Origin of the sequence: Streptococcus sp. 2022WUSS037 (assembly GCF_044427225.1) — a bacterium.
Taxonomy (GTDB): Bacteria; Bacillota; Bacilli; order Lactobacillales; family Streptococcaceae; genus Streptococcus.
This window is the reverse complement of sequence record NZ_JAOTGJ010000008.1, coordinates 26,605-53,281: the sequence shown is the minus strand read 5'-3', so window position 1 is coordinate 53,281 and position 26,677 is coordinate 26,605. Positions and strand designations below refer to the sequence as shown.

At 38.4% G+C, this 26,677-nt stretch carries 28 protein-coding genes; 22 read left to right on the top strand and 6 right to left on the bottom strand.

Going from position 1 to position 26,677, the window contains the following annotated elements; genetic code table 11:
• The first annotated feature begins 308 nt into the window (after nt 1-308).
• The 13 genes from ODU55_RS05015 to ODU55_RS04955 all read left to right on the top strand — a co-directional run bounded on the left by ODU55_RS05015 (nt 309) and on the right by ODU55_RS04955 (nt 13,678).
• Complete coding sequence (locus ODU55_RS05015; protein ID WP_398582091.1) at nt 309-1,925, top strand: ATP-binding cassette domain-containing protein; 1,617 nt, start codon at nt 309-311, stop codon at nt 1,923-1,925.
• A 15-nt stretch (nt 1,926-1,940) separates the two neighbouring features.
• The gene (locus tag ODU55_RS05010) at nt 1,941-2,816 is read left to right on the top strand and encodes a helix-turn-helix transcriptional regulator (RefSeq protein ID WP_398582090.1); all 876 of its coding nucleotides are present in this window, start codon (nt 1,941-1,943) and stop codon (nt 2,814-2,816) included.
• Between the two features lie 527 nt (nt 2,817-3,343).
• Complete coding sequence (mvk, locus tag ODU55_RS05005) at nt 3,344-4,279, top strand: mevalonate kinase (RefSeq protein ID WP_029188872.1); 936 nt, start codon at nt 3,344-3,346, stop codon at nt 4,277-4,279.
• The gene (gene mvaD, locus ODU55_RS05000) at nt 4,272-5,297 is read left to right on the top strand and encodes a diphosphomevalonate decarboxylase (protein WP_398582089.1); all 1,026 of its coding nucleotides are present in this window, start codon (nt 4,272-4,274) and stop codon (nt 5,295-5,297) included. The genes mvk and mvaD overlap by 8 nt, the downstream gene beginning before the upstream one ends.
• 1 nt (nt 5,298) lies before the next feature.
• Complete coding sequence (locus ODU55_RS04995) at nt 5,299-6,411, top strand: phosphomevalonate kinase (protein WP_398582088.1); 1,113 nt, start codon at nt 5,299-5,301, stop codon at nt 6,409-6,411.
• A gap of 10 nt (nt 6,412-6,421) precedes the next feature.
• Nucleotides 6,422-7,519, top strand: coding sequence for a type 2 isopentenyl-diphosphate Delta-isomerase (fni, locus tag ODU55_RS04990; RefSeq protein ID WP_398582087.1), 1,098 nt, complete (start codon nt 6,422-6,424; stop codon nt 7,517-7,519).
• Nucleotides 7,520-7,859: 340 nt separating this feature from the next.
• Nucleotides 7,860-8,726, top strand: a complete 867-nt coding sequence (locus ODU55_RS04985; protein WP_398582086.1) for an ABC transporter ATP-binding protein — start codon at nt 7,860-7,862, stop codon at nt 8,724-8,726.
• Between the two features lie 4 nt (nt 8,727-8,730).
• On the top strand, nt 8,731-9,483 hold the full coding sequence (locus ODU55_RS04980; protein ID WP_398582085.1) for a hypothetical protein: 753 nt from the start codon (nt 8,731-8,733) through the stop codon (nt 9,481-9,483).
• A gap of 37 nt (nt 9,484-9,520) precedes the next feature.
• Entirely contained in the window at nt 9,521-10,249 is a 729-nt protein-coding gene (locus tag ODU55_RS04975) for a LytR/AlgR family response regulator transcription factor (RefSeq protein WP_398582084.1), read from the top strand.
• Nucleotides 10,250-10,407: 158 nt separating this feature from the next.
• The gene (locus tag ODU55_RS04970; protein WP_398582083.1) at nt 10,408-11,496 is read left to right on the top strand and encodes a GHKL domain-containing protein; all 1,089 of its coding nucleotides are present in this window, start codon (nt 10,408-10,410) and stop codon (nt 11,494-11,496) included.
• A gap of 146 nt (nt 11,497-11,642) precedes the next feature.
• Nucleotides 11,643-11,972 (top strand): helix-turn-helix domain-containing protein, encoded by a 330-nt coding sequence (locus tag ODU55_RS04965; protein WP_398582082.1) that lies wholly within the window; start codon nt 11,643-11,645, stop codon nt 11,970-11,972.
• A gap of 90 nt (nt 11,973-12,062) precedes the next feature.
• Nucleotides 12,063-12,329, top strand: coding sequence for an ACT domain-containing protein (locus ODU55_RS04960; RefSeq protein WP_053867453.1), 267 nt, complete (start codon nt 12,063-12,065; stop codon nt 12,327-12,329).
• Nucleotides 12,330-12,340: 11 nt separating this feature from the next.
• A complete protein-coding gene (locus ODU55_RS04955) occupies nt 12,341-13,678 on the top strand; it encodes a PFL family protein (protein WP_398582081.1) in 1,338 nt (445 codons plus the stop codon).
• A gap of 513 nt (nt 13,679-14,191) precedes the next feature.
• Here the strand turns inward: ODU55_RS04955 and ODU55_RS04950 are convergent.
• From ODU55_RS04950 to ODU55_RS04935, 4 genes are all read right to left on the bottom strand, one after another.
• A complete protein-coding gene (locus tag ODU55_RS04950; protein WP_398582080.1) occupies nt 14,192-15,145 on the bottom strand; it encodes an ABC transporter permease in 954 nt (317 codons plus the stop codon).
• 1 nt (nt 15,146) lies between these two features.
• Nucleotides 15,147-15,887 (bottom strand): ABC transporter permease, encoded by a 741-nt coding sequence (locus ODU55_RS04945; protein ID WP_039670305.1) that lies wholly within the window; start codon nt 15,885-15,887, stop codon nt 15,147-15,149.
• A gap of 14 nt (nt 15,888-15,901) precedes the next feature.
• The gene (locus ODU55_RS04940; protein ID WP_099810337.1) at nt 15,902-16,843 is read right to left on the bottom strand and encodes an ABC transporter ATP-binding protein; all 942 of its coding nucleotides are present in this window, start codon (nt 16,841-16,843) and stop codon (nt 15,902-15,904) included.
• Between the two features lie 226 nt (nt 16,844-17,069).
• Nucleotides 17,070-17,702: a TetR/AcrR family transcriptional regulator gene (locus ODU55_RS04935; RefSeq protein WP_398582079.1), complete on the bottom strand. Its 633-nt coding sequence runs from the start codon at nt 17,700-17,702 to the stop codon at nt 17,070-17,072.
• 222 nt (nt 17,703-17,924) lie between these two features.
• Here ODU55_RS04935 and ODU55_RS04930 point away from each other — a divergent pair, with 222 nt between their 5' ends.
• Nucleotides 17,925-18,620 (top strand): histidine phosphatase family protein, encoded by a 696-nt coding sequence (locus ODU55_RS04930; protein WP_398582078.1) that lies wholly within the window; start codon nt 17,925-17,927, stop codon nt 18,618-18,620.
• Nucleotides 18,621-18,701: 81 nt separating this feature from the next.
• Here the strand turns inward: ODU55_RS04930 and ODU55_RS04925 are convergent, their stop codons facing one another.
• Nucleotides 18,702-19,394, bottom strand: a complete 693-nt coding sequence (locus ODU55_RS04925; protein WP_398582077.1) for an ABC transporter permease — start codon at nt 19,392-19,394, stop codon at nt 18,702-18,704.
• Entirely contained in the window at nt 19,378-20,274 is an 897-nt protein-coding gene (locus ODU55_RS04920) for an ATP-binding cassette domain-containing protein (RefSeq protein WP_398582076.1), read from the bottom strand. Before ODU55_RS04920 ends, ODU55_RS04925 begins: the two co-directional genes overlap by 17 nt.
• A 98-nt stretch (nt 20,275-20,372) precedes the next feature.
• Between ODU55_RS04920 and ODU55_RS04915 the strand changes: the two genes are divergently transcribed.
• The 8 genes from ODU55_RS04915 to ODU55_RS04880 all read left to right on the top strand — a co-directional run bounded on the left by ODU55_RS04915 (nt 20,373) and on the right by ODU55_RS04880 (nt 26,668).
• Nucleotides 20,373-21,233, top strand: a complete 861-nt coding sequence (locus ODU55_RS04915) for a helix-turn-helix domain-containing protein (RefSeq protein ID WP_398582075.1) — start codon at nt 20,373-20,375, stop codon at nt 21,231-21,233.
• A gap of 359 nt (nt 21,234-21,592) precedes the next feature.
• Nucleotides 21,593-21,856, top strand: coding sequence for a hypothetical protein (locus ODU55_RS04910; protein ID WP_398582074.1), 264 nt, complete (start codon nt 21,593-21,595; stop codon nt 21,854-21,856).
• Between the two features lie 100 nt (nt 21,857-21,956).
• Entirely contained in the window at nt 21,957-22,280 is a 324-nt protein-coding gene (locus ODU55_RS04905) for a PadR family transcriptional regulator (RefSeq protein WP_053867349.1), read from the top strand.
• Complete coding sequence (locus ODU55_RS04900) at nt 22,270-22,773, top strand: DUF2812 domain-containing protein (RefSeq protein WP_398582073.1); 504 nt, start codon at nt 22,270-22,272, stop codon at nt 22,771-22,773. The genes ODU55_RS04905 and ODU55_RS04900 overlap by 11 nt, the downstream gene beginning before the upstream one ends.
• 162 nt (nt 22,774-22,935) lie before the next feature.
• On the top strand, nt 22,936-23,970 hold the full coding sequence (hrcA, locus tag ODU55_RS04895) for a heat-inducible transcriptional repressor HrcA (protein WP_398582072.1): 1,035 nt from the start codon (nt 22,936-22,938) through the stop codon (nt 23,968-23,970).
• Nucleotides 23,971-23,982: 12 nt separating this feature from the next.
• A complete protein-coding gene (gene grpE, locus ODU55_RS04890; protein WP_398582071.1) occupies nt 23,983-24,495 on the top strand; it encodes a nucleotide exchange factor GrpE in 513 nt (170 codons plus the stop codon).
• Nucleotides 24,496-24,583: 88 nt separating this feature from the next.
• Nucleotides 24,584-26,407, top strand: a complete 1,824-nt coding sequence (gene dnaK, locus ODU55_RS04885) for a molecular chaperone DnaK (RefSeq protein ID WP_398582070.1) — start codon at nt 24,584-24,586, stop codon at nt 26,405-26,407.
• 18 nt (nt 26,408-26,425) lie between these two features.
• Nucleotides 26,426-26,668, top strand: coding sequence for a hypothetical protein (locus ODU55_RS04880; protein ID WP_044758305.1), 243 nt, complete (start codon nt 26,426-26,428; stop codon nt 26,666-26,668).
• Nucleotides 26,669-26,677 lie beyond the last annotated feature (9 nt).

The following is a 26,677-nucleotide window of genomic DNA, read 5'->3' as shown; positions in this document are numbered from 1 at the left end:
GTCCCTATCTTTGTTAACAGACTTTTTCAACTAAAATCATTTTCAGACTTTTTATATCTAGTTAAATCTGTAAAGTGAATTTTTCTCTTTAGATAGATTTTTAGTAAAAAGACACTCTAAAACAGAATATAATTCAAAAATATTGTAAAAATTATAAAATAAACAAAAAAAGTAATTGATTTTTCTGGAAAAGTATTCTATACTTGTCTTATACAGATACGTTAAATATAAGCAAGGTGTGCAAACAGCGCCTTCAGAATTTGCTTTATATTTACTTGATGAAATCTTTAGAAAATGGAGAACGGATTATGAAATTAAAACAGGTATGGAGAATATTGCCTAAGTTTAAAATATGTTTACTCTTGCTTGCATTGGTAGGAGCGAGTTTTGACGGTATTATTATGTCTCAAGTTATTTCGAGAGTTAGTCAATTTAGCTCGGAATCAACTGTAAAAGATGTTTTACTATTCGCTGGTTGCAGTATATTGTTCTATTTATTGATTCAATTATCAGATTTATTTGTTTCAATAATAAAAAATGATTTACTAAAAAATCTGAATAAAAAGTATAAGATGGAGCTGTTAAACTATCTTGGAAATAAGGGAAATGCATTAGATGTTACAGAGTCTCTTGCGGTATTAACAGTAGATTTAAAATTAGTAGAAGATAAATATTTTTCCGTCCTTTTTGATTGCTTATACTACAGTCTTTTAGGGGCAGTTTCATTGATATATCTTGTCTATCTAAGTCCTGCAATTTCTGTATTATTTATTATTTTCTCATTTCTTCCAATGTTACCAGCCATACTATTTAGCAAATATCTAGGAACAGCAACAGAGCACTTTACAAAGTCGAATGAGAAATTTATTCGTAGCATAAAAGATATTTTTCAAGGTTTTTCGGTTCTATGGACATATGGTGCGAATCGTAAGTTTTTAGGGATGGCTGAAACAGTTGTCAATGACTTAGAAAATAGTAATGAGGCATTAAATAATAAACACAGCATAGTTAATCTCGTTTCTTCCATGTTATCGTGGTTGAGTTATATTGTTCCAATAACTGTAGCACTAGTATTTGTAACCCAAGGGAAACTAGATGCTAGTATTGTTATCGCTTTATTCTTAGCCAGCGACCGTGTTATTTATCCATTTAGAAATGTTTCGAACTATTTACGAATGATACAATCAACGGAGCCAACTCGAAAAAAATTAGAGAAAATGTTACAGGATGCTCAGCAACAGGAAGTGTCTGAAAATCATATTGATGAATCAATAGTGACGCCTGAGATTCATTTTTCAGGAGTAGCCATTGGACATGGAGCAGCAATTATCAAAAATTTTAATGCTACAGTCCCGTATGGTCGTAAAATACTTATAAGAGGAGCTTCAGGAAGTGGAAAGACGACCTTACTAGATAGCATACAGGGTGTACTGCAACCGTTGGAAGGGGAAATATCTGTATTAAATCATCAGAAAAAAATAAGTAATCCTAGCATTCAAATGGCAAGAATCCAACAATCACCCTACTATTTTGAGGCAAGCTTAAAAGAGAATCTCCTAATGGCACTTGAATCAGTCCGTGAGGAGGAGTTGTTAGCTTTGCTTTCAGAACTGGGGTTGGTAGAAGAGCTAGGTGAGGATTGTTTAGAGAAATATTATGGTGAAAATGGGGCGCAGTTATCAGGAGGACAAAAACAACGTATTGAGATTGCCAGAGCCCTCCTTCATAATAAGAAAATTTTATTGGTTGATGAGGGGACATCGGCAATTGATAAACAATCCTCAGCCCTCATTCGTAAAAAACTTGCCAATTTACCAATTACAATCTTTGAGGTTGCTCATCACTATTCAGAGTCGGATTTAGGCCTATACGATGAAATATGGGAAATTCAACCGAATAGTGGTACAATAGAGAAAATACTATGAATTGGAATGTGAATTGTGAAAGAAAAAATTGCTAGTCTTATTAAGCGGACTCGTTTGGAGAAAGGATTTAGTCAAAAAGAACTGTCTGAGGGTATTTGTGCTCAAGCAGTTATTAGTAAAATTGAAAAAGCTGAAGTTTCTCCATCAGTCGAATTATTTTTTAAGCTCGTCAAAAAATTAGACATTGATTCTAGTGTGATATTGGAATTGTTTCAACTAAAGAAGAGTACAGAAGAATCTATTCTTACGGATGAATTGAAATCCATTCTTTACCGAAGAGAGTATGATACATTAGAATATTTTTTGCAGTTTATTTCAAAAGATTCTGTATCTCCGATTCAAAGTCCATATATACAATATCTTAACGGGGTATTGTTATTTGGGAAATACAAAAAGTCAAATGAGGCTTTAGAGATTTTGGAAGGGTTGCTGCCTACTTTGGTTGAAAATGCTAATCTATTTTTACGAGTTGGTATTGCTATTGCAGGAATATATTCGGAGTTAGAAGAGTATGTAGCATCAATGAACCAATATGAAAGTCTCATTCATCACTATCATGAGTCAAATGATTGGGAGTTGAAAGTATTATTTCAATACGGATATTCTAGAATTTTGTACCTGTGTAACAACTTTGAAAAAGCCTTGGTTTATAATGCAGAATCACTAGAAATATTAAAGAGTCGAAATACTTTATTTATGTTAGGCAATACTTTGTTAATGAGAGCCAACATATTAGCAAAACGCTCCATTATTTCAGAAGCAATTGATATGGTTAAAAAATCAATAGTTGTTTATGACTTAGAAGGCGACGAGCTCTTAAAAAATTTAGCTCAGTCACTCCTTATAGATTTATTGGAACAGGAGTCGCAAGAGGAAAAAGAAATTCATTAAATTTAGTGTATTATTGCTTACATATGTGATATTATTCGGAGATAAGATTCCATCAGTGATGCTAAGTTAAAATTTGGAATCAGTTCAGATGATGATAAAACATCTAAATTCCTCAGAATGAGTTGGAATTAGGTGTTTTTGATTGGTGTAAAAAGATGAGAAGTATTAATAGTTCCGAGTTTCTAGGTTGTATTCAAATTTTTAGATACGATAATATATAAAATCGTATGAATTTTACAGTTCAGTGGACTGTAAGAGGTCTGAGCCTTGAAACTCAAAGCAAAGAGGAAATATACAGCCTCATTTTGCGGCCGGCTGTTTTCATGTTTCGGCACATTTTGGAAGTTTGTTTAGTTTATATTCGTCCATCTTTTCACCTAAAGGTGTCCCTATCTCTAAGTCGCAAGCGACAAAGAGCTAGGTATCATATAATCTCCAGAGAACAGTCGGCCGCGGTCGGCTGTTTTCGTGTGTTTTATTCTTATGTAAAAGTGGTATAATAGTAGTGATTGTATAAGGAGAAAAGTATGTCGGTAGTAGGAAAAGCAAATGGGAAAATCATTTTGATGGGAGAGCATGCGGTGGTCTATGGCCAGCCTGCTATTGCCATGCCTTTTTCTGCTGTTGAAATTATTGCTCAGGTAACTGCTCAAGGGGAAGCGCTGACTGTTGCTTGTGACTTTTATAAAGGCTTAGTTCACAAGATGCCAAAAATCTGGGAAAGCCTCAAGCATGCCATCCGTTTCTCGCTCTATCGTATCGGAGCACCGACAGACCCAGCTATTCATATCGAGATTAGTTCGACTATTCCCGCCGAGCGAGGCATGGGCTCCAGTGCAGCCGTGGCAGTTGCAGTGGCACGCGCCCTCTTTGCCTACTATGAAAAAGAACTGACCGACAGCGAACTCTGGGACATCGTCCAATCTTCGGAAAAAATTGCTCACGGGAATCCATCAGGCATCGATGCGGCGACCACCAGCGGCAAGTCCCCCGTCTTCTTTATCAAGCACCAGCCCATCGAACCCTTGGAGCTGAAACTCCATGCCCACTTGGTGGTGGCTGATACAGGCGTGACGGGAAACACCTTAGAAGCCATTTCAGACGTGGCGGATTTGCTGAAGAAAAAGCCAGAGGCTATCAAGCTAGTAGAAGAACTGGGCAACTTGACCCGACAGGCCAAGGAAGATTTAGCCACAGACCAGGCAGAGCTTCTAGGAAGCAGAATGAACCAAGCTCATGCCCTCCTGCAAAAATTAGGCGTGTCTGATCCCAGCCTGGATAAGCTAGTCAGCCTTGCCCAAGAAAATGGAGCCCTTGGAGCCAAATTAACTGGTGGCGGTCGAGGAGGCTGCATGATTGCCCTGGCAAGAACAGCCCAGGATGCCCAAAATCTTGCACACATCCTTGACCAAGCTGGCGCCCGCCAAACCTGGATACAGTACTTAGGAGAAACCAATGACTAAACAAACAGGCATTGCTCGTGCCCATACCAATATTGCCTTGATTAAATACTGGGGAAAACGCGATAAGGAATTATTCCTACCTATGAATTCCAGTTTATCCCTGACCCTTGACGCATTTTATACGGATACCAAGGTCGTTTTTGACCCAGAATTAACTGCTGATGAGTTCTATCTCAACGGAATCTTACAAAAAGAAAAAGAAATTTTAAAAATTTCTCGATTTTTGAATTTGTTTTGCGAATATATAGGTGAAAGGGCATTTGCCCGAGTGGAAAGTCTAAATTTTGTTCCGACGGCGGCTGGTTTGGCCAGCTCAGCATCAGCCTTCGCAGCACTTGCACTTGCAACCGCAACTGCCTTGGATTTAGATTTGTCACCAGCCACCCTATCAACCCTTGCTCGCAGGGGTTCTGGCTCTAGCACTCGTAGCCTATTCGGTGGATTTGTCGAGTGGGATATGGGAACGGGTTCGGAAGATTCTATGGCTCATCCCATTGACGATGCCGATTGGGATATTGCCATGGTCGTCTTAGCCGTCAATACTGGACCGAAGAAGATTGCTAGTCGAGAGGGAATGGACCACACGGTTGCTACCTCGCCATTTTATTCCGCCTGGGTAGAAACTGCCAAACAAGACTTGGTGGACATCAAGGCAGCTATTGCCAACCGTGATTTTGAAAAACTTGGTCAGATTACGGAACACAACGGTATGAAAATGCATGCAACGACTCTTTCTGCCAATCCGCCCTTTACCTACTGGTCAGCCGATAGCCTAGTGGCCCAAGAGGCAGTCCGTCAGGTTCGTGAGGAAAGTGGCTTACCAGCCTACATGACCATGGATGCGGGACCAAATGTCAAGGTCCTCTGCCGAGCAAGTCAAATGGATGAGCTAGTAGCTGAATTGGCCAAAGTCTTCCCAAGAGAGAAAATCATTACCAGCAAGCCTGGTCCTGCTGCCTATGTCCTCAGCGAAGACGAGTGGCAGGCTTCGCAAGCAGCGTTTGAAAAGGGCTTGTAGCATGAAAGTACAAGTAAAGATACCTGGAAAACTCTTTCTAGCAGGGGAATACGCAGTCGTCGAGGCAGGCTATCCCGCAGTGATTGCGGCTCTTGACCAATACCTGACTGTCACCATTGAACCAAGTGACCGAGGCCTTCTTCACTCCAGCCAGCAAGCAGACCTCTATCTGACCTGGGAACGTCAGGAAGGTATCGTTCATGTCCAAGGGGACCATCCCTATGCTCTGATTGAAACCGCCATGCAGGTGACAGAGGAATATTTGACGGCCAAAGGTCAGTCTTGTCAAGCAACCTACAGCCTAGCGGTCCAATCTGATCTGGATGACCAGACTTCAGGTGCCAAGTATGGCTTGGGGTCGTCAGGGGCAGTGACGGTTGCGACGGTCAAGGCCCTGCTGACCTACTATGGTCACCGACCAGATGCCATGCTGACCTACTATGGTCACCGACCAGATGCCATGCTGACCTATAAGCTGGCAGCCCTGGCCCAGACCAAGCTAGGCATGACGGGTTCCTTCGGTGACTTGGCGGCTTCCAGTTTTGGTGGCTTGATCGCCTATCATTCCCTGGACCGTTCTTGGCTTTTAGGGAAAATGGCAGAGCTGTCTCTGCTTGATTTGGTGGAAAGTGATTGGCAGGGTTTGTCCATCAGCCCTATCCAGCTACCAGAAGGCTTAGAACTCTTGGTTGGCTGGACAGGGTCGGCGGCTTCGACAGACCGATTGGTTTCCCAGATGGAAAGCCAAAAAAGTCAGGCAGAAAAAGAGCACATTCATAGCCAGTTTCTAGCCGACTCCAAGACCTGTGTAGAGCAGATGATATTAGCTTGCCAGACAAATGACTCAGCGTCAGTAAGACAGGCCATTTCTCAGAACCGCAAGCTCTTACGAGACTTTGCGAGAGGAATGGGCTTGGTCATTGAAACGCCTCGACTGAGCCGACTCTGTGACCTGGCCCAGACTTATGGAGCGGTGGCCAAATCATCTGGTGCAGGCGGTGGTGACTGCGGCATTTGCTTGGTAGACAGTAAGGAACAAAAAGTAGCGATTGAGAAGGCTTGGCAACAAGCCGGCATTCTTCCACTCCAACTAAAGATCACAAGTAGAGAATAAGGAGAACCCTATGTTTTATCTAGGAGAATTTGGTTTAGACCGCAAGGATCAACACGTTGGCTTGGCCAACCAGCAATACAGTGCCACACCGGCTAAGGACTTTACGAAGACCTTGTTTGTCCATCATTCCCTACCTCAGACCAGGGTGGATGAAGTGGATATTTCGACCAGCGTAGCTGGTTTGGACTTTGCCTTTCCTTTCTTCATCAATGCCATGACCGGTGGAAGCAAGAAGACGCGGGAAATCAATCGTCTGTTGGGAATTATGGGGCATTTTGGGAAGATTGCTCTGGCTTCAGGTTCGGTTAGTGCGGCGATCAAGGATTCGTCTGTTGCGGAAAGCTTCTCCGTTATGCGTCGGGAAAATCCTTATGGTATTATTTTTGCCAATCTAGGTGCCCACCACAGTGTTGAGAACGCCAAACGGGCGGTGGATTTGTTGGAGGCCAATGCCATCCAAATCCATGTCAATGCACCTCAGGAGATTGTCATGCCTGAGGGAGACCGTGACTTTACCATGTGGTTGAAGAATATTGAAACCTTGGTGCGGGAGATGGAAGTACCGGTTATCGTCAAGGAAGTTGGTTTTGGTATGAGCCGAGAAACAGTTGTCCAGCTGGCTTCTGTCGGTGTCAAGACCATTGATGTGTCTGGGACTGGGGGGACGGATTTCGCCAAGATTGAAAATGCCCGTCGGACCTTCAATGATTATGCCTATTTAGAAGGTTGGGGGCAGTCAACTGTGACATCCTTGGTGGAAGCCATGTCTGTCCCTGAAGAAGTTCGCCCAAGTTTGATTGCATCTGGTGGTATTAAGACGCCACTAGATATTGTCAAATCATTGGCCCTCGGTGCAGACCTTGTTGGTATGTCCAATCATTTCCTTCAGTATGTCAAGGATGGTAAGGGGCATCGTTTTGACGATGGCTTGCAGGCTATTAAGACTTATCAATGGCAGATGGCTGAAATCATGACCATGCTGGGTGCTAAGAACATTTCTGACCTCCGTCAGAAAGATTTGGTCTTGGCTCCAAATGTACAAAACTGGTGCGAAGCGCGTGGGATTGACTGGAAAGCCTATGCCCGTCGGTCGCAATTGGTAAAATAAACAATCAAACTCGCGAAAGCGAGTTTTTTGATTTGATTGGGGAGAATCCCCAATCAAATAATCAATAATGTGAGTAAAAGAATGAATTACCAGATACTACAAGTAAACATACAAATTAGTACAAAAGAGCTTTTGTTTTGCTTATTTGGGCTATACTAAAAACATCAACTTGATAAAGCTGAGTTTACTTTAGATGAACAATCATCAAAAGTAATAGCTTATAAATTTTTGGATTTAGAAAAATATCTTAATGATTTCTTATAATTTAGATGAATCTCTTTTGAAAAGATTTAGTTCGATAATTATTTAGTGCATACTGAAACTAGTGGAGGTAATATTCATGAGTACAATACTACGAGCGTGTAATTTAAGTAAATCGTTTGGTTCACAAGAAGTGTTAACTAATATCAATTTTGACATCCAATCAGGAGATATAGTTGGCTTGATTGGAAAAAATGGATGTGGGAAGACTACTCTAATGAAGATGATATTGGGTCTCACATCACGAACTGAAGGTGATATTCAATTTGAAGGTGATTCGAATTATCATACTAAGAGAACGGTTTTAAATAAAATAGGTTTTCTTTTAGATTGTAAGTTATTTGAAGATTTTTCTGCATATGATAATTTGAAATTATTCTCTATGTATTCTTCAACATTCAGTGAAAAAGATTTAGATGACCGAATTGATGGGTTGTTAAAATTTGTTGGTTTAGATAATAGTAAAAAACCAGTAAAATCTTATTCATTTGGTATGAAACAGAGATTGGGTTTGGCTTTATCATTGTTGGATGATCCTGAATTTTTGATTTTAGATGAACCATTTGTTGGTTTGGATCCCGCAGGAGTTAGGATTCTTCTAGATTATATTGTAAAGCTACGTCAAGAAAAGGGTGTTACAATTTTAATCTCATCACATCAGTTACACGAAATTGAAGAAATTTGTGATTATTTCTTATTTATAAATGAAAAGCGTGTTGAAACGTATTCTAAACTGGGAGAAAATAAAATAATTATAACCTTGGATCATGTAGTGCCAGAGCTAGAGGAATGTTTGAAAGTTTTAGTCGATATAAAAGAAAATCAGATAATTCTACCGCAGGATGTATCAACGCTAAATTCAATTTTAAAACTTATTTACAAGTATAACGGTGAAATCAAAGATATCACAATAAAAGATTCTATCGAGGCATTGTTTAGGGGGTAAAATTATGAAATCTATTATTTTAGCAGAACTCTATAAATTACTGAAACGGAAAAATTTTATCGTATTAGCAGTGTTATCCTTATGGTCCTTAGTTTACGGATTGGGTGTTTTCTTACATTGGGATTTTGTGAAAATCGGTGCTAAATTAGATTTAGTTACCTTTATCACGACGATGTGGACGTTCTTACTAATCTTAACCATTCCCTTATTGTTAATTTTGTATACTTCTTCCTTTATTTTAGGAGGAGAAATCCAAGGTGGGCAAATTTTACTAGAAGTAAACCGAGTATCTAGTAAGAAAACATTGATTATTTCTAAATATATAGTTGTCATCTTATCAATCTTATTTTTGTATGTACTGAACTGCTTATCATCACTAGCCACTTATATTTGTTTTGTATCTAGAAGTGAATATGGCTATGAGAATTTTTTGGAATTACATGCTACGAATGTACAGTCAATAGTCATTAGTTTGGTAAATTTAGGTTTTATTATCTTGCTTGCTAGCGTTGCTTTTTATTTATCACTACATGTTTCAGCGATAGTAGCTGCATTTATAAGTTTAGGTGTCTATTTTTTATGTCAACTGTTGTCGTATGTTACTGTTATTTCTAAATTTATTCCTGGATATTTTTTTGTTGTACCTAATTATCAATTTACAATTAGTTTGTCTATAGCTCATTTGTTAAGTTATTTTTTGATGTGTATATTATTATTGATTGCTACCATGAAAGGATTTGAAAAGAAAGCATTGTGAGTGATATAATATTCCAAAAAGGAATTTATAGAAATAGATGTATAGAATAGCAATTTGTGATGATGATAGCTTACAGGTTAGTCATTTGGAGACTCAAATTTCAACGTATTTTGATGAGAGCCACATTCAATATGAGATTGATGGTTATTATAAAGGGGAGCGTCTGGTGAAAGCGATGAGGACTCAGAAGGATAGTTATCACTTGGTGTTTTTGGATATTGAAATGGAAGGAATTGATGGGATTGAGACTGCAAAACTATTGAGGGATATTGATCGGAATTTTATCTTAATTTACGTTACAAGTTATGAACAGTATGCTTTAGAGAGTTTTGAAGTCTCTCCGTTTCGTTATCTAATAAAACCTGTATCTATTGAGAAACTGAGAGCTGTTCTTAAGGATGTTCTTGTAGAATTGACTGCTAAACAGAAATTCCTATTCTATCAAGTAGGTAAGGAACATTTTCAAGTGATTTTAGATAATATTGTATGCCTGTACTCTGAATTTGGTAGAAAAATTCATCTTGAATTAGTTGATGGTAGTAATGTGTCGTTTTATGGGAAGATATCGGCAATTGAAGAAGGGGTGCCTCAAACACATTTCGTTAGAGTTAATAGCGGTACAATAATTAATCTAGACTATGTTGCATCTTTTAATAGAAATGAAGTAACAATGGTAAATGGCGATTGTATTGCTATCAGTAGAAGTCGAAAGAAAGCGGTAGTTACAGCCTATAATCAATTTATTGAGAGGAGTTTTGGATTATGATTGGTTTATTTAAAACGACTGGTCTCCTCTCTCTTTTTTTATTTCAAAGCTTTATAATTTGGATCTATTTACAGCATTTTTTTGTTATCAGAATTTCTAAGCTGAGATTCTATTGCTTTATTGTATTCATCTATTTTATTGGCAGGACGTCAATAATTGTGAATCAGAATACCTTTATTGATTTGAAAATTTTTTCCCTGTTCTTCACTTTTTTGATTCTCTTCTTCTTTTTATCTGGAGATATAGTGAAAAAAATATTTCATTTCTTATTTCTGATTTTTTGGTTATTGATTCAAGAAGATATTGTTGTTTTACTATTTAACCATGCACCACAAACTAAAACATTTGCTATCTTCTTTGTTCAATTTTTCCTGATGGTGCTGACTCTGCTATTTGTATTAGGATTGAGACGATTCAAAGTAGACAATTTAATAGGTTTGAACAAAATAGAATATGGTATTCTTTCGGTCACTCCTTTTATTTCGATTGTCTTGCTATTACATAAAATACCGTTATCTCTTGGTAAAGTTCTCTTATTTGACAGCTATTTGTGGTTAATTAATATTGTTATAATTGTGCTTTATAATTACTTGAGTGAAAAAAACTACAATATTATCAAAAACAAAATAGCTTCTGATGAAAATAACATGACGAGTGAGATTATAAAGCAAGAAAATGAGTTAGCCATTCTTAGACACGATTTGAAAAATATTATTTCTTCAATTGATTTTTATGCTGCTAATAATGATTGTGAGAACATCCAAACAATAACTCAAGAGATATTGGGACAGGAAGTATTTAATCGTAAAATTACAGGATGTATCCCCATTGATGCAATATTAAATCAAAAAATATCTAAGATGAAAAAAGATGATATCCTATATAATTTAGATTTACAAGTTCCATATAATTTAGATTTAAGTACTATTGCTATTGATTTGTGTGCCATTCTTGGGAATATTCTTGATAATGCTATAGAAGAAATTGAACGTAACGGCTTAAAGACCCCAATTGACATAGTATTACGCTTTAAGCATAACAAATTGGTTTTTAAAATAGCTAATTCTATCAAAAAAACTAATGTGGCTATTCATTATGATGGTATGAAATCTATCAAATCGCCAGATAGACAAGGTATAGGAATAAAAAGCATTTATGATAGGGTTACGAAATTGAAAGGACATCTAAATATCAGTGTTAAATCAAATCAATTTATTGTATTGGTTGTCATTCCAGTGCCATACTAGTAGATCGGACTCTCTCATCTTCGGATTGGGGAGTTTTTATCTTTGGCGTAAATTGGTAAACACAAGTCGCTAAATGTCATTCATCTTTTTCTGTCAGAGGTCTATAATCATTCTTGTAAAACAAATTAAGGAATGAGGAAATCATTATGACACTAACAGCTCAAGAAGCATTTAACCACTTAGACCCACAAGCTTGGACACAGGTTTCAATCGCAGAACGTTTGGAAATCTTGGCAGCTATCCAAGAAAATATGCGTACGTACGGCGAAGAACTTGGTTATGCTCAAAATACCAGCTTCAAACAGGAACTGCAAGCCGTCCAAAAGGCCATGACCTTCTCCTATCTCAAGATGAAATTACCAGCAGAGGAGATTTCCAATCTGATTGGCTACAGCGAGGTCAATGCCTTCAGCCGTGCCTTCAAAAAATGGACAGGCATGACTGTGACTGATTACAAGAAGCAACAAGGACTATAAACACGTATGTTAGAAGTAGAAACTAGATGATTTCTACCTTTTTCTGCATATTTATGATAAAATAAATGAAAATTTAGAAGAGGTGTTCAGATGAAAGCTATTGTTACAGTTGTCGGTAAGGACAAGTCAGGAATTGTTGCGGGTGTTGCGACTAAGATTGCGGAATTGGGTTTGAATATTGATGATATTTCTCAGACAGTTTTGGATGAGTATTTTACCATGATGGCGGTGGTGTCATCAGATGAGAAGAAAGATTTCACGCAACTTCGTGCAGAATTGGATGCCTTTGGTCAAAGTTTGAACGTGAAAATCAACATTCAAAGTGCGGCGATTTTTGATGCTATGCACAACTTGTAAGGAGAACGGTCATGGATATTAGACAGGTTAGAGAAACCATTGAGATGATCGAGGAGCAGCACTTCGATATTCGGACCATTACCATGGGGATTTCCCTCTTGGACTGTATCGACTCGGACATTGATAAGGCTGCGGAGAAAGTTTACACTAAAATCGTGACCAAGGCTAAGAACTTGGTAGCGGTCGGTGATGAGATTGCGGCGGAGCTAGGAATTCCCATTGTCAACAAACGGGTGTCGGTAACGCCTATTGCTTTGATTGGTGCGGCGACGGATGCCACGGATTATCTTCCCTTGGCTCATGCCTTGGACAAGGCGGCTCATGAGATCGGCATCGATTTTATCGGAGGCTTTTCAGCTCTGGTTCAAAAGGGCTACCAGAAAGGGGATGAAATCCTCATCAACTCTATACCGCAGGCATTGGCCCAAACGACAAAAGTCTGCTCGTCAGTCAACATCGGATCGACCAAGACGGGCATCAACATGACGGCTGTGCGGGACATGGGGCGGATCATCAAGGAGACGGCGGAGGCTTCTGATATGGGGGCGGCCAAGCTGGTGGTCTTTGCTAATGCGGTTGAGGACAATCCTTTCATGGCGGGTGCCTTCCATGGTGTCGGCGAGGCGGATGTGGTCATCAACGTCGGCGTGTCTGGGCCTGGTGTGGTCAAGCGTGCCCTTGAAAAAGTGCGTGGCGAGAGTTTTGATGTGGTGGCAGAAACCGTCAAAAAGACGGCCTTCAAGATTACCCGTATCGGTCAGTTGGTCGGCAATATGGCCAGCGAACGCCTGGGTGTCAAGTTTGGTATTGTGGACCTGTCCCTTGCTCCAACGCCAGCCGTTGGCGACTCAGTGGCACGGGTTTTGGAGGAAATGGGTTTAGAAACCGTAGGTACGCACGGAACGACTGCTGCCCTAGCTTTGCTCAATGACGCAGTCAAAAAGGGTGGGGTCATGGCCTGCAACCAAGTCGGTGGCTTGTCAGGTGCCTTTATCCCTGTATCTGAGGACGAGGGCATGATTGCGGCGGTGCAAAATGGCTCGCTCAACCTTGAAAAATTGGAAGCCATGACGGCTATCTGTTCAGTTGGTTTGGACATGATTGCCATTCCAGAAACAACGCCTGCTGAAACGATCGCGGCTATGATTGCGGATGAGGCAGCGATTGGAGTTATCAACCAGAAAACTACTGCGGTCCGTATTATTCCACTTGGAAAAGAAGGGGACATGATTGAATTCGGTGGGCTTCTGGGAACAGCCCCTGTCATGAAGGTCAATCAGGCTTCGTCTGCTGATTTTATCAAACGTGGCGGACAAATTCCAGCCCCAATTCATAGCTTTAAGAACTAAATTGATTGTTTAGGTCGATTTGAGATGGGAAGCGAAATGACAAGAAGTCGTCGTCAGAAATCTTTGAAGGCTTTTAAAAAAGAACGGCTTAAGAGAGTTATTCTGGCAAGGCTCGTTTTCCTGATAGAATTAAAGCTGAACCATTCGTTATAAAATGCCAACGATTAAAAAAGGAAAGCGGAGAAAGAAACCTAGTGCGATCTTATCTCTGTCCAGCTTGTCATACCTGAAGTCATAAATAAAGAAGACCGATTATTAGTACTCGTTTTATAAAGTGAAATGCAAGAAAAATAGGCTCTCTAAGACAGTGGTGGGTAAAACCATCACTAAGCTTAGGGAGCCTATTTGAATAGAGGCAAATGTCTCAGATAACTTACAAGATGATGTAGTTAGACTCACATTAGGAGGGGGCATATTGTCAGGTAAGCGATTCTTGATATTTGAGTCTAGAAATTGAATTTAGTTTATTCCTCGAAAGTCAGATAAAAGGGAGAACTATCAATTTAAAATGTATCATTCACCTACTTTTTGATTTTGTAAGTAATTTGCAATCAGGAAAAACAAAAGTGTATATCCTACAATGACTGTAATCGATTGAGTCAAATTAGTTGAGTTGCCATCAATATTTTTTCCTAAATTTGAAATATAATACTGAGGAAAAATATAATGTATCTTATCTTGTATAGAACCTTTTTTTACAGAGAATAATGCACCCGAAAGAAGCATAGTCAGAACAGATACCATTGTTCCTATTAATAGCGCCCCTTGATTTTTTTTAGTCCAGGTGGATAAAACCATTCCAAAGTTTGCTGAAAATACCTCAATTAGGAGGATATATAGTACTAAGTTCCACGATATATCAAGATCAAACAATGGGAATAAAATTAAGCTGCTTAATAAATTCGTAATAGATAAAATTAAAAAATTAAACATTACCTGCTGTAGAACATAAGAAAAGTTTGATACTCCGCTTAGATAGATTCGTTTATCTAGACCATTTCTATCATCAAAATAGAATCTATACAGTATTAATGATAGTATCATAGAACTCATAGCCATAACAGTAATAATAATTTTATAATGATTATGACCGCTAGAAGTAGGAGCAGTTAAAGATTTTCCTTTATTTAAATACTGACTTAATTTCTTACCTAAAGTTGAATTTCTTACTGTAGTTACTTTATATTTTCCATCCTCTTTATTAATATATGCATCGTACTTACCTATTATTAAATTAACATAATAATCCTCATCCCTTTCTACTTCTTTGACAGAAATGTTATTATTGCTCATCTCCAATAGTTCAATTGCATTTTTTGTTACACCGATTTTTACTTTTTGACTTTTCATTGTCACAACAAATGATGTTGCTGCAATAGTTACAAAAACTAGTAAAAAAGATATAAAAATATATGATTTTTCTTTCAAAAAACGTTGCAAGTTATTTCTTAAGATTATAAATTTCATTTTACTCTCCAAAATTTTCAGGCCGATATTTAAAGTGAATGATAATTAAAAATAGTACTGAACATAGTAACAAAATTCCTAATGTATTAAAATAAGAACTATAATTTTTATCGTAAATTATACAAAAAAATGTTGACATCACTTTTGAAATTGGAGATAAGGTAGACAAATTAGCAACTTTTTTCCCAAATATATACATCGGAAAGAATAAACCAGATAGAATTGCTAAAACATTAATAGCTAAATTTAAAATTTTTGTTGCAATATCTTCGCTTTTTAGTAACACACAGAAAGCACCTCCAAATGTGATAGAAAAGGTTACCAAAGCTAAATCAAGTAATAAACTATAGGCGATATTAGTTTTACCATAGTTTACAAGCCCTATACTATTAAAAATAAGCATATAAATTGCTAGGATAAAATACGAAATAGAAATAGAAACGATTAATTTGGATAAATAAATCTTGTAACGTGGGATCGGCGAGTATACAATCCTGTAATTTGCATACTTCACATTACTTCCAAATAATAATTCAGGTAATATAATGACAGTTGCCATTGATAAATAAATCATCATCGTAACGCCATAATAATCATATGATGTTAAAATATCGTCACTAAAAATCGAACCAAATACAAACCCTGTTACTAATATCAGGACAACCGGATAAATTAGTAGATACATCATGATTGGTTTATTCTTTAAAAGATTCATCGTATCTTGTTTCATTATTGTTAACATTACAGACCCCACTATTAATCTCTTAATTTTTTCCCAGTTAGTAGCAAGAAAACATCTTCTAAATTTTTCTTGACCATTGTAATACTAGTAATATTTAGATTGAACTTGATTAAAACCTCCAGTACAACATTAATCGGCATGGACTCCTCACCCATACTAAAGATTATTTCAAATTCATCTTTTTGGTTCACCTCTTCAACACTTGTTAATTCACGAATTTCATCTAACACTGCTGGAGAGAACTGCTGATCTACTCTAACTTGATAATTAGAATTACTATAGTGTTCTAAAATATCATCAAGAGAATCATTCAAAAGTACTACCCCTCCATCCATGATAATGACACGGTCACAAATTTGTTGTACTTCTTCCATATAATGAGTTGTGTAAATGATAGTAGCTCCCTCATCCCTTAAATTCTTAATTGAATCTAGAATATGATTCCTAGATTGTGGATCAATACCCACTGTTGGTTCATCAAAAATAATCAATTTAGGGCTATGTGCTATTGCACATGCAATATTCAAACGTCTTTTCATACCACCAGAAAAAGTTGACGGTTTATCATCTTTTCTATCTTCAAGTCCTACTTTTTTTAATGCATTTTCAACTTTTTCATTGATTTCACTTTTTTTAACTCCATATAAAGAAGCAAAGAATTTGACATTCTGTGAGGCTGAGATATCTTCATAAATCGCTAATTCTTGGGGAACAATTCCGAGTTGTTTCTTTACATCCTTGATGGACAAATTTTCATTATTAAAATATATTATTTCGCCTTCATCAGATTGCAATAAGGTAGATAAAATATTTATTGTCGTGCTTTTTCCCGCACCATTTGGTCCTAGGAAACCAAGAATCTCACCTTTTGTAACATTAAAATTTAAATTATCTAATGCTTTTCTTCCGTTTTTATACGTTTTTGATAGTTTTTTGACTTCTAAAAGATTTTCCATTATTTCTTCCCTCATTCTTTAATAATTCCTTTGATTGTTTCAAGGAAATATTTCTTTAAATACATTATTTCTGATTCAGTGAACAATTCATTTCGATATTCGATTACGGCTTGTAAGCATCCATCAATTTTCACAAATTCCCATTTAATATTAAACATACCTTGTTTTCTTATCAATTCAGTTTGAATTTCTAAACCATCTATTTTAAAATTATCAGAACTAATTCTTACTCATTGAAACTAATACTAAAAATAATATTTACTAATTTTTCTATATACTTCTCTTTTTCGTCCTCACTACCAAATTTTGAAAAGCTAGGGTAGGAATTTTGAATTAAATTCATAATCATTTTTGCTTCTAGAAAAGGTGGATTTTCTTGTAGTTCTGGATTAATAACTGTAAGTATCTCTACAACAATGGAAACCATTTTTTGATTAAAATACATCATTAATTCTTGAAACTCTTCATCTTTTCTTGAAAGTAACAGAATATCACTATTTAAAAAACGATTTTCCCAATTATTATCTATTCCATTAATTAGAAATTCTTTGAATTTAATTTCTGAACGAATATTTTTTCCTGTAACTTCTTTTCGTAAGACTTCCATTTGCTTTAAAGAATAGTTGAAAAATGTCTTGATTAATTCTTTAAAGACATCTTCCTTACTACTAAAATAATTATAAAAAACTCCCACAGAAACTCCTGCAGCCTTTGTAATCTCTTTTGTTGTAATAGAAGTTATGCTTCTATCCTTTAAGAGAGCGTCTGTAGCCTTTATTAATTTTTGTTTATTATCATCTTTTGCCATAGTTGTTACCTCAACATAATTTTTTATTTCCACACATGAATTATAATTCATTTAATTCTTTTTTGCAAGAATTATATGAACTTTTTTTCATATTTAGAGTCGATACTCTGAATATATGAACAAAAATTCATCTAAAAAACATCTTTATATATTATAATAAGCTCATAATTCAATAGAATAAAATAAATGGGACTCCAATTTTTCTCCAAACCGATTGCGACAAGCAGTCGTTTTTTTGCTATACTAATTGTAAGAAAAGACAAGGAGAACACTATGGCAGACGTAAGATTATATATTTCTCGACATGGGAAAACCATGTTTAATACCATCGGGCGCGTGCAGGGCTGGTGTGATACACCGCTGACCAAGGCTGGTGAGGAAGGAATTCGTGAACTGGGCTTGGGGCTCAAGGATGCAGGTATTGATTTTAAACTAGCCGTATCCAGTGACCTGGGGCGGACCGTTCAGACCATGACCATCGCCCAGCGTGAGTTGGGAATTTTAGGCAAAATCCCATATTACCAAGATAAGCGTATCCGTGAATGGTGCTTTGGTAGTTTTGAGGGCATGTATGATGCCGAGCTTTTCCAAGGTGTCCTGCCTCGTTTGAAAGGGACAGTTGATGCGACAGGCATGTCCTTTGCGGAAATCGCAGCAGGTATTCAAGAAGCAGATACAGCTGACTGGGCGGAATCATGGGAAGTTTTGAGCAATCGTATCCTGACAGGTTTTGAGGCCATTGCCCAAGACTTGGAAAAGCAAGGCGGCGGCAATGCCCTTGTGGTCAGTCATGGTATGACCATTGCCACCCTGGCCCATCTATTGGAGCCAGAGCGTGGAGCCAATGTCTTCCTCGATAACGGTTCAATTACCGTCCTCAAATACGAAAATGGCAAGCTCTTAATTGAAGCTGTTGGCGACCTATCCTACCGCAAACGCGGAGCAGAATTGATTGCCCAAGGGAAATAAATGCGAAATGAAAACATGTATGTCATACGTTTTTTCTGATGTGTGACATACATGTTTTTTATATATGAAATCTAAGCTACATCATTTTAACTCTTTCCTACTAAAGATAAAGTAACTCAGATAAAGGTAGATGAGGGTAGCCATAAAGCTAACACCCATGGATAACCTTGAAATATGTCCCCCTTGTTGGAGGGAAAGGAATAGAAAATAATCTGTTGGTAATTTTATATGGAGTAGGTTACTGGTAATGAGGTTAGTGATATTGTCAAAAAGAAGGCTGATTAAACTAAAGATAAGATAGGCTTGATTGACCTTATTGGACTTGACAAATATCAGGATGGATAACAGAGAGATACAGATAAATAAAGGAGTTTGAACAATGAAACTTTGTATTATCACTGCAACATCAACACGATCACCTAGAAGTAAGCCAACACTGCTACTCAATAAATAGGCTAGAAGGATATAAGAGAGATCTAGTACAAGGGTTGCTAAGACTTTATAGAAAAACACCCTTTTTCTTGTTTGTTGTTTGATAATAATATTATTGATGGTACGGTAAGTAAAATCTTCTCCAAAGAAAAGGTTGGCTGGAACGATAAAAAATAGTGTGATAAATTGAGAAAGCAATTGAATCAGAGAGCCAGTGAAGTCTTCGTTGCCATGCAACAAAAAAGCGGATAAAAAGGACAGTAAAGCCAAGACTCCCAATGAAACCGTTAATCTCTGTTCTTTTTGAATCTTAAATAAATCAGCTTTAAAGTAATGTATCATGCTCTTCTCCTTCTTGAATCAATGTCAGGTAATAATCTTCAAATGACATTTGTTGTTTAAAAATTTCGTTGACCTCCATCTCATGGTTTATCAAGAGATGAATGAGGCTCATAACATTCGTATCTGATGACAGACTGATATAATCCTTATCTATTTTGTAAGCGATGCCCTGTTCTTCAAGGATAGTCAAGGTCATAGGATGGTTGTTCGTTTGTAGATAGAGCTGTTCTTCTAGGGTTTGTTCAAGCTCTTGCTTTGAGAATTCTTTGACGATAAGGCCCTTATGCATAATAATGTATCGATCAACCACCATCTCAAGCTCTGATAGGATATGACTGGAGATAAGGATGGTCATCCCATATTGATTGCGAAGATTTAAAATAATACTTCTCATTTCTTTGATTCCAACAGGGTCAAGACCATTAATCGGTTCGTCTAGGATTAAAAAATCAGGCCTATCTAGGATAGCTAAGGCAATGGCTAAACGTTGACGCATTCCCAATGAAAAATCTTTGGATTTTTTCTTAGGATCCACATCCTCTAAACCGACAATTGCTAATGTCTCTAAGATTTTTTCATCCGCTTGCTTGAGATTTAATTGCAGAGCCATGTAACGAAGATTATCGATCGCAGATAAATTAGGTTGTAGAGCAGGGGATTCAATTAAAGCTCCAATACGACAATCTTTTGAACTAGTAATGGTACCTGAAGTTTGGGAAATGAGGCCCGATAACATTCTGAGGAGTGTTGTTTTCCCAGCACCATTTTCACCGACTAAGCCACAGATTTCACCTTTATTAATCGTTAAAGAAACCTGATGAACGGCCTTTTGTTTCCCATATTGCTTTGATAATTCTTGGGTAGATAAGAGAGATGACATAACTACCTGCCTTTCTATAAAAAAATGATAAATCTATGATATACTAGATTCAAAAGTTAGCGAATTTCGTTACATAAATGTAACGCGTGGAGAATATAATGGGAACTTACGGAAAAATTTTTAAACTCATTCGTGAATCAAAAAATATGTCTCTAAAAGAAGTGGCAGGGGATTTCGTGACACCTGCTCAGTTATCACGCTTTGAAAATGGAAAGAGTAATCTTTCTGTAGATACATTTTTTTATTGCTTGAGACGGATGAATGTGATAGAGGGCGAATTTTCTACCCTCTACCAGTCCTACTTTCAGATAGATAATTTGTTTTCATCAGAGGAATTTGTCCGTGCAGTTTATAGTCACAATGCTCAGTATATGGATGATAGAATTTTGTACCATCAAGCAGAGTATGATAGGGATGGACGTCCGTTTGATAGGGTGATGGTTGCGGCCTTTCATATATTCAAGCAGCAATGGTGCGATCCTGATTATGATGTTTCTGAGGATGAAAAAGCTATTCTATCGGACTATTTAATGTCCATAGATGATTGGGGTAAATTTGAACTCTGGATTTTCGGAAATTGTAGCAGAGGTCTTCCTAGCAAAATGTTGGAAGTTCTGGGAATGGAAGTTCTCAATCGAACAAAGTTTTATATGGATATCACAGAAAACAGAGATAATGTTTATAAGGTACTCATCAATATTTCGAGTAGTTTGTTAGATAGGGGAGAGGAGATTGCTGCGATTCGCTTTCTCAAAATTCTTGACTCTGTCAATATCATGGAAAAGAATATGCGGGATCGCTTGCTGCTTAAGCTCATAAAAGCACGCTTGTCCTACATGAATGGAAATGATGGTGGCCTAGAAATAATGAAGGAATGCCTGCATATTGCCAAATTTTTAGATTGCTATGATTTAATCCACCAGATCAATAAGGAAATTGAGAAAGTTACAGATATGTAATGAATTTTAAGTGGCTCGTCATTTCCTGTAAGATAATACTTGTAAGTTTTACAACTTTACAAAACAATGTTTAGAACCGGTATTCACAAGAAAAGTGCTTTTAGATATTGTCATTTAGTTTTTCTTTTATTACTTCGTTAATTCGCCTTGCCTAACTTCAGTTATGTCTGCAGCTCATTGCCTCGTACTAAAAGTAAACTAAAAGACTATAAGAGATCGTTTTTCGCTAATCAAGGCAGTTTTTTGAGGGAATACTGACTGTATTTTGAAAAAAAATGAACGATGAGTAGCTGAAAAACTAGCCTTAGCTAGAAGTGCTGAACTGTGAATACAGGTTCTTAATTATCTTGGAGGAAATAATGATGAAGAAATTACTTGTTTTAGGTGCTCTTGCAATGCTAGGTTTTGTAACTTTTGGGCTTCTAACAACTAATAGCAGTTCAGCAAGTGCTGAAACGGAGGGCAAGGTAGTTCTATTTGGAAAAGTCGATTTTTCAGATGATGAAGAACAGGGCACGGATGAGGAAAGGGAAGAAGTAGCGACGGAGAGCGGTGATGCTAGCTGGATTGAAAACTTTATCACGACACATAAAACACCATTTTCTAAAATAATCAAGAAATGAAATCAGGGAGTTTTCTCTGATTTTTTTCTTGACAAGTGTATCGAGGTGCGATATAATTTGTATATCGAAGTTCGATGTATCGTAGTGCGAAAGGAGTTTTATGAACGATAAGTTAAAACGCGTCTATGTTCCCATGACAGAGACAGCCTTCTATATTCTCTTTCATTTACAGGAAGAACGGCATGGTTACGATATTACCCAGAAGACCAAGGAAGTCACGGCAGGTCAGGTCGTGATTAGCCCGGGAACCATGTACGGCACCCTGTCGAAAATGGAGAAGGACGGATTGATTGCCTTTGTCAGAGAAGAAGACAAGCGAAAGTTTTACCAAATAACAGCAACAGGTCGAGAAATTCTAGACATAGAATTAGCCCGAATTGAACGACTTTATCGAAACAGTAAGGGGGAGAGTTATGGAGACTAAAACAGAATGTAAAGTATTTTTTATCACAGATTTCAATCAACAGGCATGCTACCTTAGTGACATGCATAAGAAGGGGTGGAAGCTAGTTAAGATTAGCTGGAGCTTGTTTTATCATTTTGAAAAATGTGAGCCAGAAGATGTCGTTTACCAGGTTGATTTTAAAGAAAGTAAAAACAAGGATAGAGAATCCTATCTACGCATGTACGAGGACTATGGTTGGGAATTTGTCACATCATGCCAAAACTTCGTTATTTTTAGGAAGGCAGCTGTAAAGGGAGATCTTGAGATATACGGTGATAGGGAAAGCAAAGTGGAATTTGTTAAAACAATCATCCAAAGACGTTATCTACTATCTTTAGGACTTTATTTCATTTTGATAGGGGTGAATCTGAATGAGCATCATTATGTACTTACGCTTATTCTTTCTGCTATCTATATCCCTCTCTTGCTGTTGACTGGATACCGTTTTTACCGACTTGTAAAAAACAACTAGGTCCTCAGACCGATTTTTAGCACTCTAGGTAAAAGAGTGCTAATTTTTTGTCTTTTTCTCTTGACAATCCATTTTTTCGGCGTATAATGGGAGTATAAAGTTTAGCACTCGGCATACGAGAGTGCTAAAACAAAAATCAGAGTGTTCATGAAAGGAGCGGAGATGATTACCCAACGTCAAAATGATATTTTGAATCTGATTGTTGAATTGTTTACGCGCCATCATGAGCCGGTTGGTTCTAAGGCCTTGCAGGAGATGATTGCTTCTAGTTCGGCTACCATTCGTAATGATATGGCTAAGCTAGAGCAGTTGGGCTTGCTAGAAAAAGCTCACACGTCAAGTGGTCGGATGCCCAGTCGGGCTGGTTTTCAATACTTTGTCAACCACTCGCTCAACTTGGAACACATCAATGAAGAAGATGTTTATCAGGTGGTCAAGGCCTTCGACTTTGAAGCCTTCAAGCTGGAAGACATCTTGGAGCGGGCAAGTCAGGTCTTGGCAGATTTGACAGGCTACACTTCGGTCATCTTAGATGTGGAACCGACCAGTCAGCAGTTGACTTCCTTTGACATCGTGCAACTCAGCAACCACGATGCCTTGGCAGTCTTGACCTTGGACCAGTCCAAACCTGTTACCGTCCAGTTTGCCATTCCCAAGAACTTTTTGACCAGAGACTTGGAAGTGCTCAAACGCCTGGTGGATGAACGCTTCGTTGACCAGACGGTTTTGGCAATCCACTACAAGCTGCGGACGGAGATTCCCCAGGTGGTGCAACGTTACTTTACCACGACGGACAATGTCTTGGATCTCATGGACTACATTTTTTCCAATCTCTTCCAAGAATCAGTCTTTATCAGTGGAAAGGTCGCTTCGCTGACCTATGGCAATCTCGCCACCTATCAGTTCTTGGATAGCCCACAGCTATTAGCCCCAGAGTTGCGGCAGGGTTTAGCGCCAAACCAGCAGACCAGTATTTCCGTGGCGGAACATATGGATCCTGCCCTTGCAGATGTGACAGTCATTCATCATCGCTTTCCAATCCCCTATAGGGGCATGGCCCAGATGAGTTTGCTTGGTCCTGTTGACATGGACTACCGCAGGCAGCTGAGTTTGATCAACATCATCAGCCGCGTCCTATTTATGAAATTAACCGATTACTACCGATACTTAAGTAGCAATCACTATGAAGTCAATTAGAAGGAGAATGCTTTGTCAGAAGAAATCAAAAATGAAGAAATCCTAGAGGAAGTGGAAGCAACAGAAGAAGTTGTCGAAGCTCCTGAAAAATCGGAATTGGACTTGGCAAATGAGCGTGTAGAGGAATTTGAAAACAAGTACCTTCGTGCCCATGCTGAAATGCAAAATATCCAACGCCGTGCTAACGAGGAACGCCAGACCATTCAGCGTTACCGTTCGCAAGACTTGGCCAAGAAAATCTTGCCGAGCTTGGATAACTTGGAACGTGCCCTTCAAGTCGAAGGCCTGACAGAAGATGTCAAAAAAGGCTTGGAAATGGTACAGGAAAGTTTGATTCAAGCCCTCAAAGAAGAAGGGGTGGAAGAAGTCGCAACAGATGTCTTTGACCCAAATCTTCACATGGCCATTCAAACTGTTCCAGCCACAGACGACTGCCCAGCAGAACACATCGCACAAGTCTTCCAAAAAGGCTACAAGTTGCATGAACGTCTGTTGAGGCCGGCTATGGTGGTGGTATCGGAGTAGTCGCTCTGCTATTTCCCAAAAAAGAAAACTTGACCGAAATGTCGTTAAACTACTTGAAAAGAAAGTAAATTAAAAAGAGGTAAAACATATGTCTAAAATTATCGGTATTGACTTAGGTACAACAAACTCAGCAGTTGCAGTTCTTGAAGGAACTGAATCAAAAATCATCGCAAACCCAGAAGGAAACCGCACAACTCCGTCTGTTGTGTCTTTCAAAAATGGTGAAATCATCGTTGGTGATGCGGCAAAACGCCAAGCGGTAACCAACCCAGATACAATCATCTCTATCAAATCAAAAATGGGAACTTCTGAAAAAGTTTCAGCAAATGGTAAAGAGTACACACCACAAGAAATCTCAGCTATGATTCTTCAATACTTGAAAGGCTACGCGGAAGAGTACCTTGGTGAAAAAGTAACTAAAGCCGTTATCACTGTTCCAGCTTACTTCAACGATGCTCAACGTCAAGCAACAAAAGATGCTGGTAAAATCGCAGGTCTTGAAGTAGAACGTATCGTCAACGAACCAACTGCAGCAGCCCTTGCTTACGGTTTGGACAAGACTGACAAAGATGAGAAAATCTTGGTATTCGACCTTGGTGGTGGTACTTTCGACGTATCTATCCTTGAGCTTGGTGACGGTGTCTTTGACGTACTTGCAACAGCGGGTGACAACAAGCTCGGTGGTGACGACTTTGACCAAAAGATTATCGACCACATGGTAGCTGAATTCAAGAAAGAAAACGGCATCAATTTGTCAGCTGACAAAATGGCTCTTCAACGTTTGAAAGATGCGGCTGAAAAAGCTAAGAAAGACCTTTCAGGTGTGACTTCAACTCAAATCAGCTTGCCGTTCATCACTGCAGGTGCAGCAGGTCCTCTTCACTTGGAAATGACATTGACACGTGCAAAATTCGACGAATTGACTTACGATCTTGTAGAACGTACAAAAGTTCCTGTTCGTCAAGCTCTTTCAGATGCAGGCCTTAGCTTGTCAGAAATTGACGAAGTCATCCTTGTCGGTGGTTCAACTCGTATCCCAGCCGTTGTAGAAGCTGTAAAAGCTGAAACAGGTAAAGAGCCAAACAAATCTGTAAACCCTGACGAAGTTGTTGCTATGGGTGCGGCAATCCAAGGTGGTGTAATCACCGGTGATGTCAAAGACGTTGTCCTTCTCGATGTAACACCATTGTCACTCGGTATCGAAACAATGGGTGGTGTATTTACAAAACTCATCGACCGCAACACAACAATCCCAACTTCTAAATCACAAGTCTTCTCAACTGCGGCAGATAACCAGCCAGCTGTTGACATCCACGTGCTTCAAGGTGAGCGTCCAATGGCAGCGGACAACAAGACTCTTGGTCGTTTCCAATTGACAGATATCCCTGCAGCACCTCGTGGTATTCCACAAATCGAAGTAACATTCGACATCGACAAGAACGGTATCGTTTCTGTAAAAGCCAAAGACCTTGGTACGCAAAAAGAGCAAACAATTGTTATCCAGTCTAACTCAGGTTTGACAGATGAAGAAATCGACCGCATGATGAAAGATGCAGAAGCAAACGCGGAAGCAGATAAGAAACGTAAGGAAGAAGTGGACCTTCGTAATGATGTGGACCAAGCAATCTTTGCGACTGAGAAAACGCTTAAAGAAACAGAAGGCAAAGGCTTCGACGCAGAACGTGACCAAGCTCAAGCAGCTCTTGATGAGTTGAAAGCAGCTCAAGAAGCTAACAACTTGGACGACATGAAAGCGAAACTTGAAAACCTCAACGAAAAAGCTCAAGCTCTTGCAGTGAAACTCTATGAACAAGCCGCAGCAGCACAACAAGCAGCTGCAGGCCAAGAAGGTGCCCAAACAGCTAACAACGCAGGCGATGATGTGGTAGACGGCGAGTTTACTGAAAAGTAAGTTTGGAAGTTATTTATTATGGATAATAGAATTGAGTTGGAATTGATTTCTACTGAGACACATGAAGTTGGATCATATGATGAAACGGTAAGAACATATAAGTGTCCATGTGGTAAGGGGACTGTGGTGTGGTCGAAAGAACGTCCTAATGGAAGTGGTTATGGATATCAGGCTACGTTTTCAGATGCATTTTGCCGTTGTGAAGATTGTAAAGATTTGTATGATGTTGAGAGTTGGAAAGGTTATGCAATTCCACTGTAACTAATAAAA

Bases quoted from the DNA above. Each gene is read 5' to 3' on its own strand.
- ODU55_RS05015 (WP_398582091.1), top strand. From the start codon at position 309: ATGAAATTAAAACAGGTATGGAGAATATTGCCTAAGTTTAAAATATGT.
- mvk (WP_029188872.1), top strand. From the start codon at position 3,344: ATGTCGGTAGTAGGAAAAGCAAATGGGAAAATCATTTTGATGGGAGAG.
- mvaD (WP_398582089.1), top strand. From the start codon at position 4,272: ATGACTAAACAAACAGGCATTGCTCGTGCCCATACCAATATTGCCTTG.
- ODU55_RS04995 (WP_398582088.1), top strand. From the start codon at position 5,299: ATGAAAGTACAAGTAAAGATACCTGGAAAACTCTTTCTAGCAGGGGAA.
- fni (WP_398582087.1), top strand. From the start codon at position 6,422: ATGTTTTATCTAGGAGAATTTGGTTTAGACCGCAAGGATCAACACGTT.
- ODU55_RS04985 (WP_398582086.1), top strand. From the start codon at position 7,860: ATGAGTACAATACTACGAGCGTGTAATTTAAGTAAATCGTTTGGTTCA.
- ODU55_RS04980 (WP_398582085.1), top strand. From the start codon at position 8,731: ATGAAATCTATTATTTTAGCAGAACTCTATAAATTACTGAAACGGAAA.
- ODU55_RS04975 (WP_398582084.1), top strand. From the start codon at position 9,521: ATGTATAGAATAGCAATTTGTGATGATGATAGCTTACAGGTTAGTCAT.
- ODU55_RS04965 (WP_398582082.1), top strand. From the start codon at position 11,643: ATGACACTAACAGCTCAAGAAGCATTTAACCACTTAGACCCACAAGCT.
- ODU55_RS04960 (WP_053867453.1), top strand. From the start codon at position 12,063: ATGAAAGCTATTGTTACAGTTGTCGGTAAGGACAAGTCAGGAATTGTT.
- ODU55_RS04955 (WP_398582081.1), top strand. From the start codon at position 12,341: ATGGATATTAGACAGGTTAGAGAAACCATTGAGATGATCGAGGAGCAG.
- ODU55_RS04950 (WP_398582080.1), bottom strand. From the start codon at position 15,145: ATGAAATTTATAATCTTAAGAAATAACTTGCAACGTTTTTTGAAAGAA.
- ODU55_RS04945 (WP_039670305.1), bottom strand. From the start codon at position 15,887: ATGTTAACAATAATGAAACAAGATACGATGAATCTTTTAAAGAATAAA.
- ODU55_RS04940 (WP_099810337.1), bottom strand. From the start codon at position 16,843: ATGGAAAATCTTTTAGAAGTCAAAAAACTATCAAAAACGTATAAAAAC.
- ODU55_RS04935 (WP_398582079.1), bottom strand. From the start codon at position 17,702: ATGAATTATAATTCATGTGTGGAAATAAAAAATTATGTTGAGGTAACA.
- ODU55_RS04930 (WP_398582078.1), top strand. From the start codon at position 17,925: ATGGCAGACGTAAGATTATATATTTCTCGACATGGGAAAACCATGTTT.
- ODU55_RS04925 (WP_398582077.1), bottom strand. From the start codon at position 19,394: ATGATACATTACTTTAAAGCTGATTTATTTAAGATTCAAAAAGAACAG.
- ODU55_RS04920 (WP_398582076.1), bottom strand. From the start codon at position 20,274: ATGTCATCTCTCTTATCTACCCAAGAATTATCAAAGCAATATGGGAAA.
- ODU55_RS04915 (WP_398582075.1), top strand. From the start codon at position 20,373: ATGGGAACTTACGGAAAAATTTTTAAACTCATTCGTGAATCAAAAAAT.
- ODU55_RS04910 (WP_398582074.1), top strand. From the start codon at position 21,593: ATGATGAAGAAATTACTTGTTTTAGGTGCTCTTGCAATGCTAGGTTTT.
- ODU55_RS04905 (WP_053867349.1), top strand. From the start codon at position 21,957: ATGAACGATAAGTTAAAACGCGTCTATGTTCCCATGACAGAGACAGCC.
- ODU55_RS04900 (WP_398582073.1), top strand. From the start codon at position 22,270: ATGGAGACTAAAACAGAATGTAAAGTATTTTTTATCACAGATTTCAAT.
- hrcA (WP_398582072.1), top strand. From the start codon at position 22,936: ATGATTACCCAACGTCAAAATGATATTTTGAATCTGATTGTTGAATTG.
- dnaK (WP_398582070.1), top strand. From the start codon at position 24,584: ATGTCTAAAATTATCGGTATTGACTTAGGTACAACAAACTCAGCAGTT.
- ODU55_RS04880 (WP_044758305.1), top strand. From the start codon at position 26,426: ATGGATAATAGAATTGAGTTGGAATTGATTTCTACTGAGACACATGAA.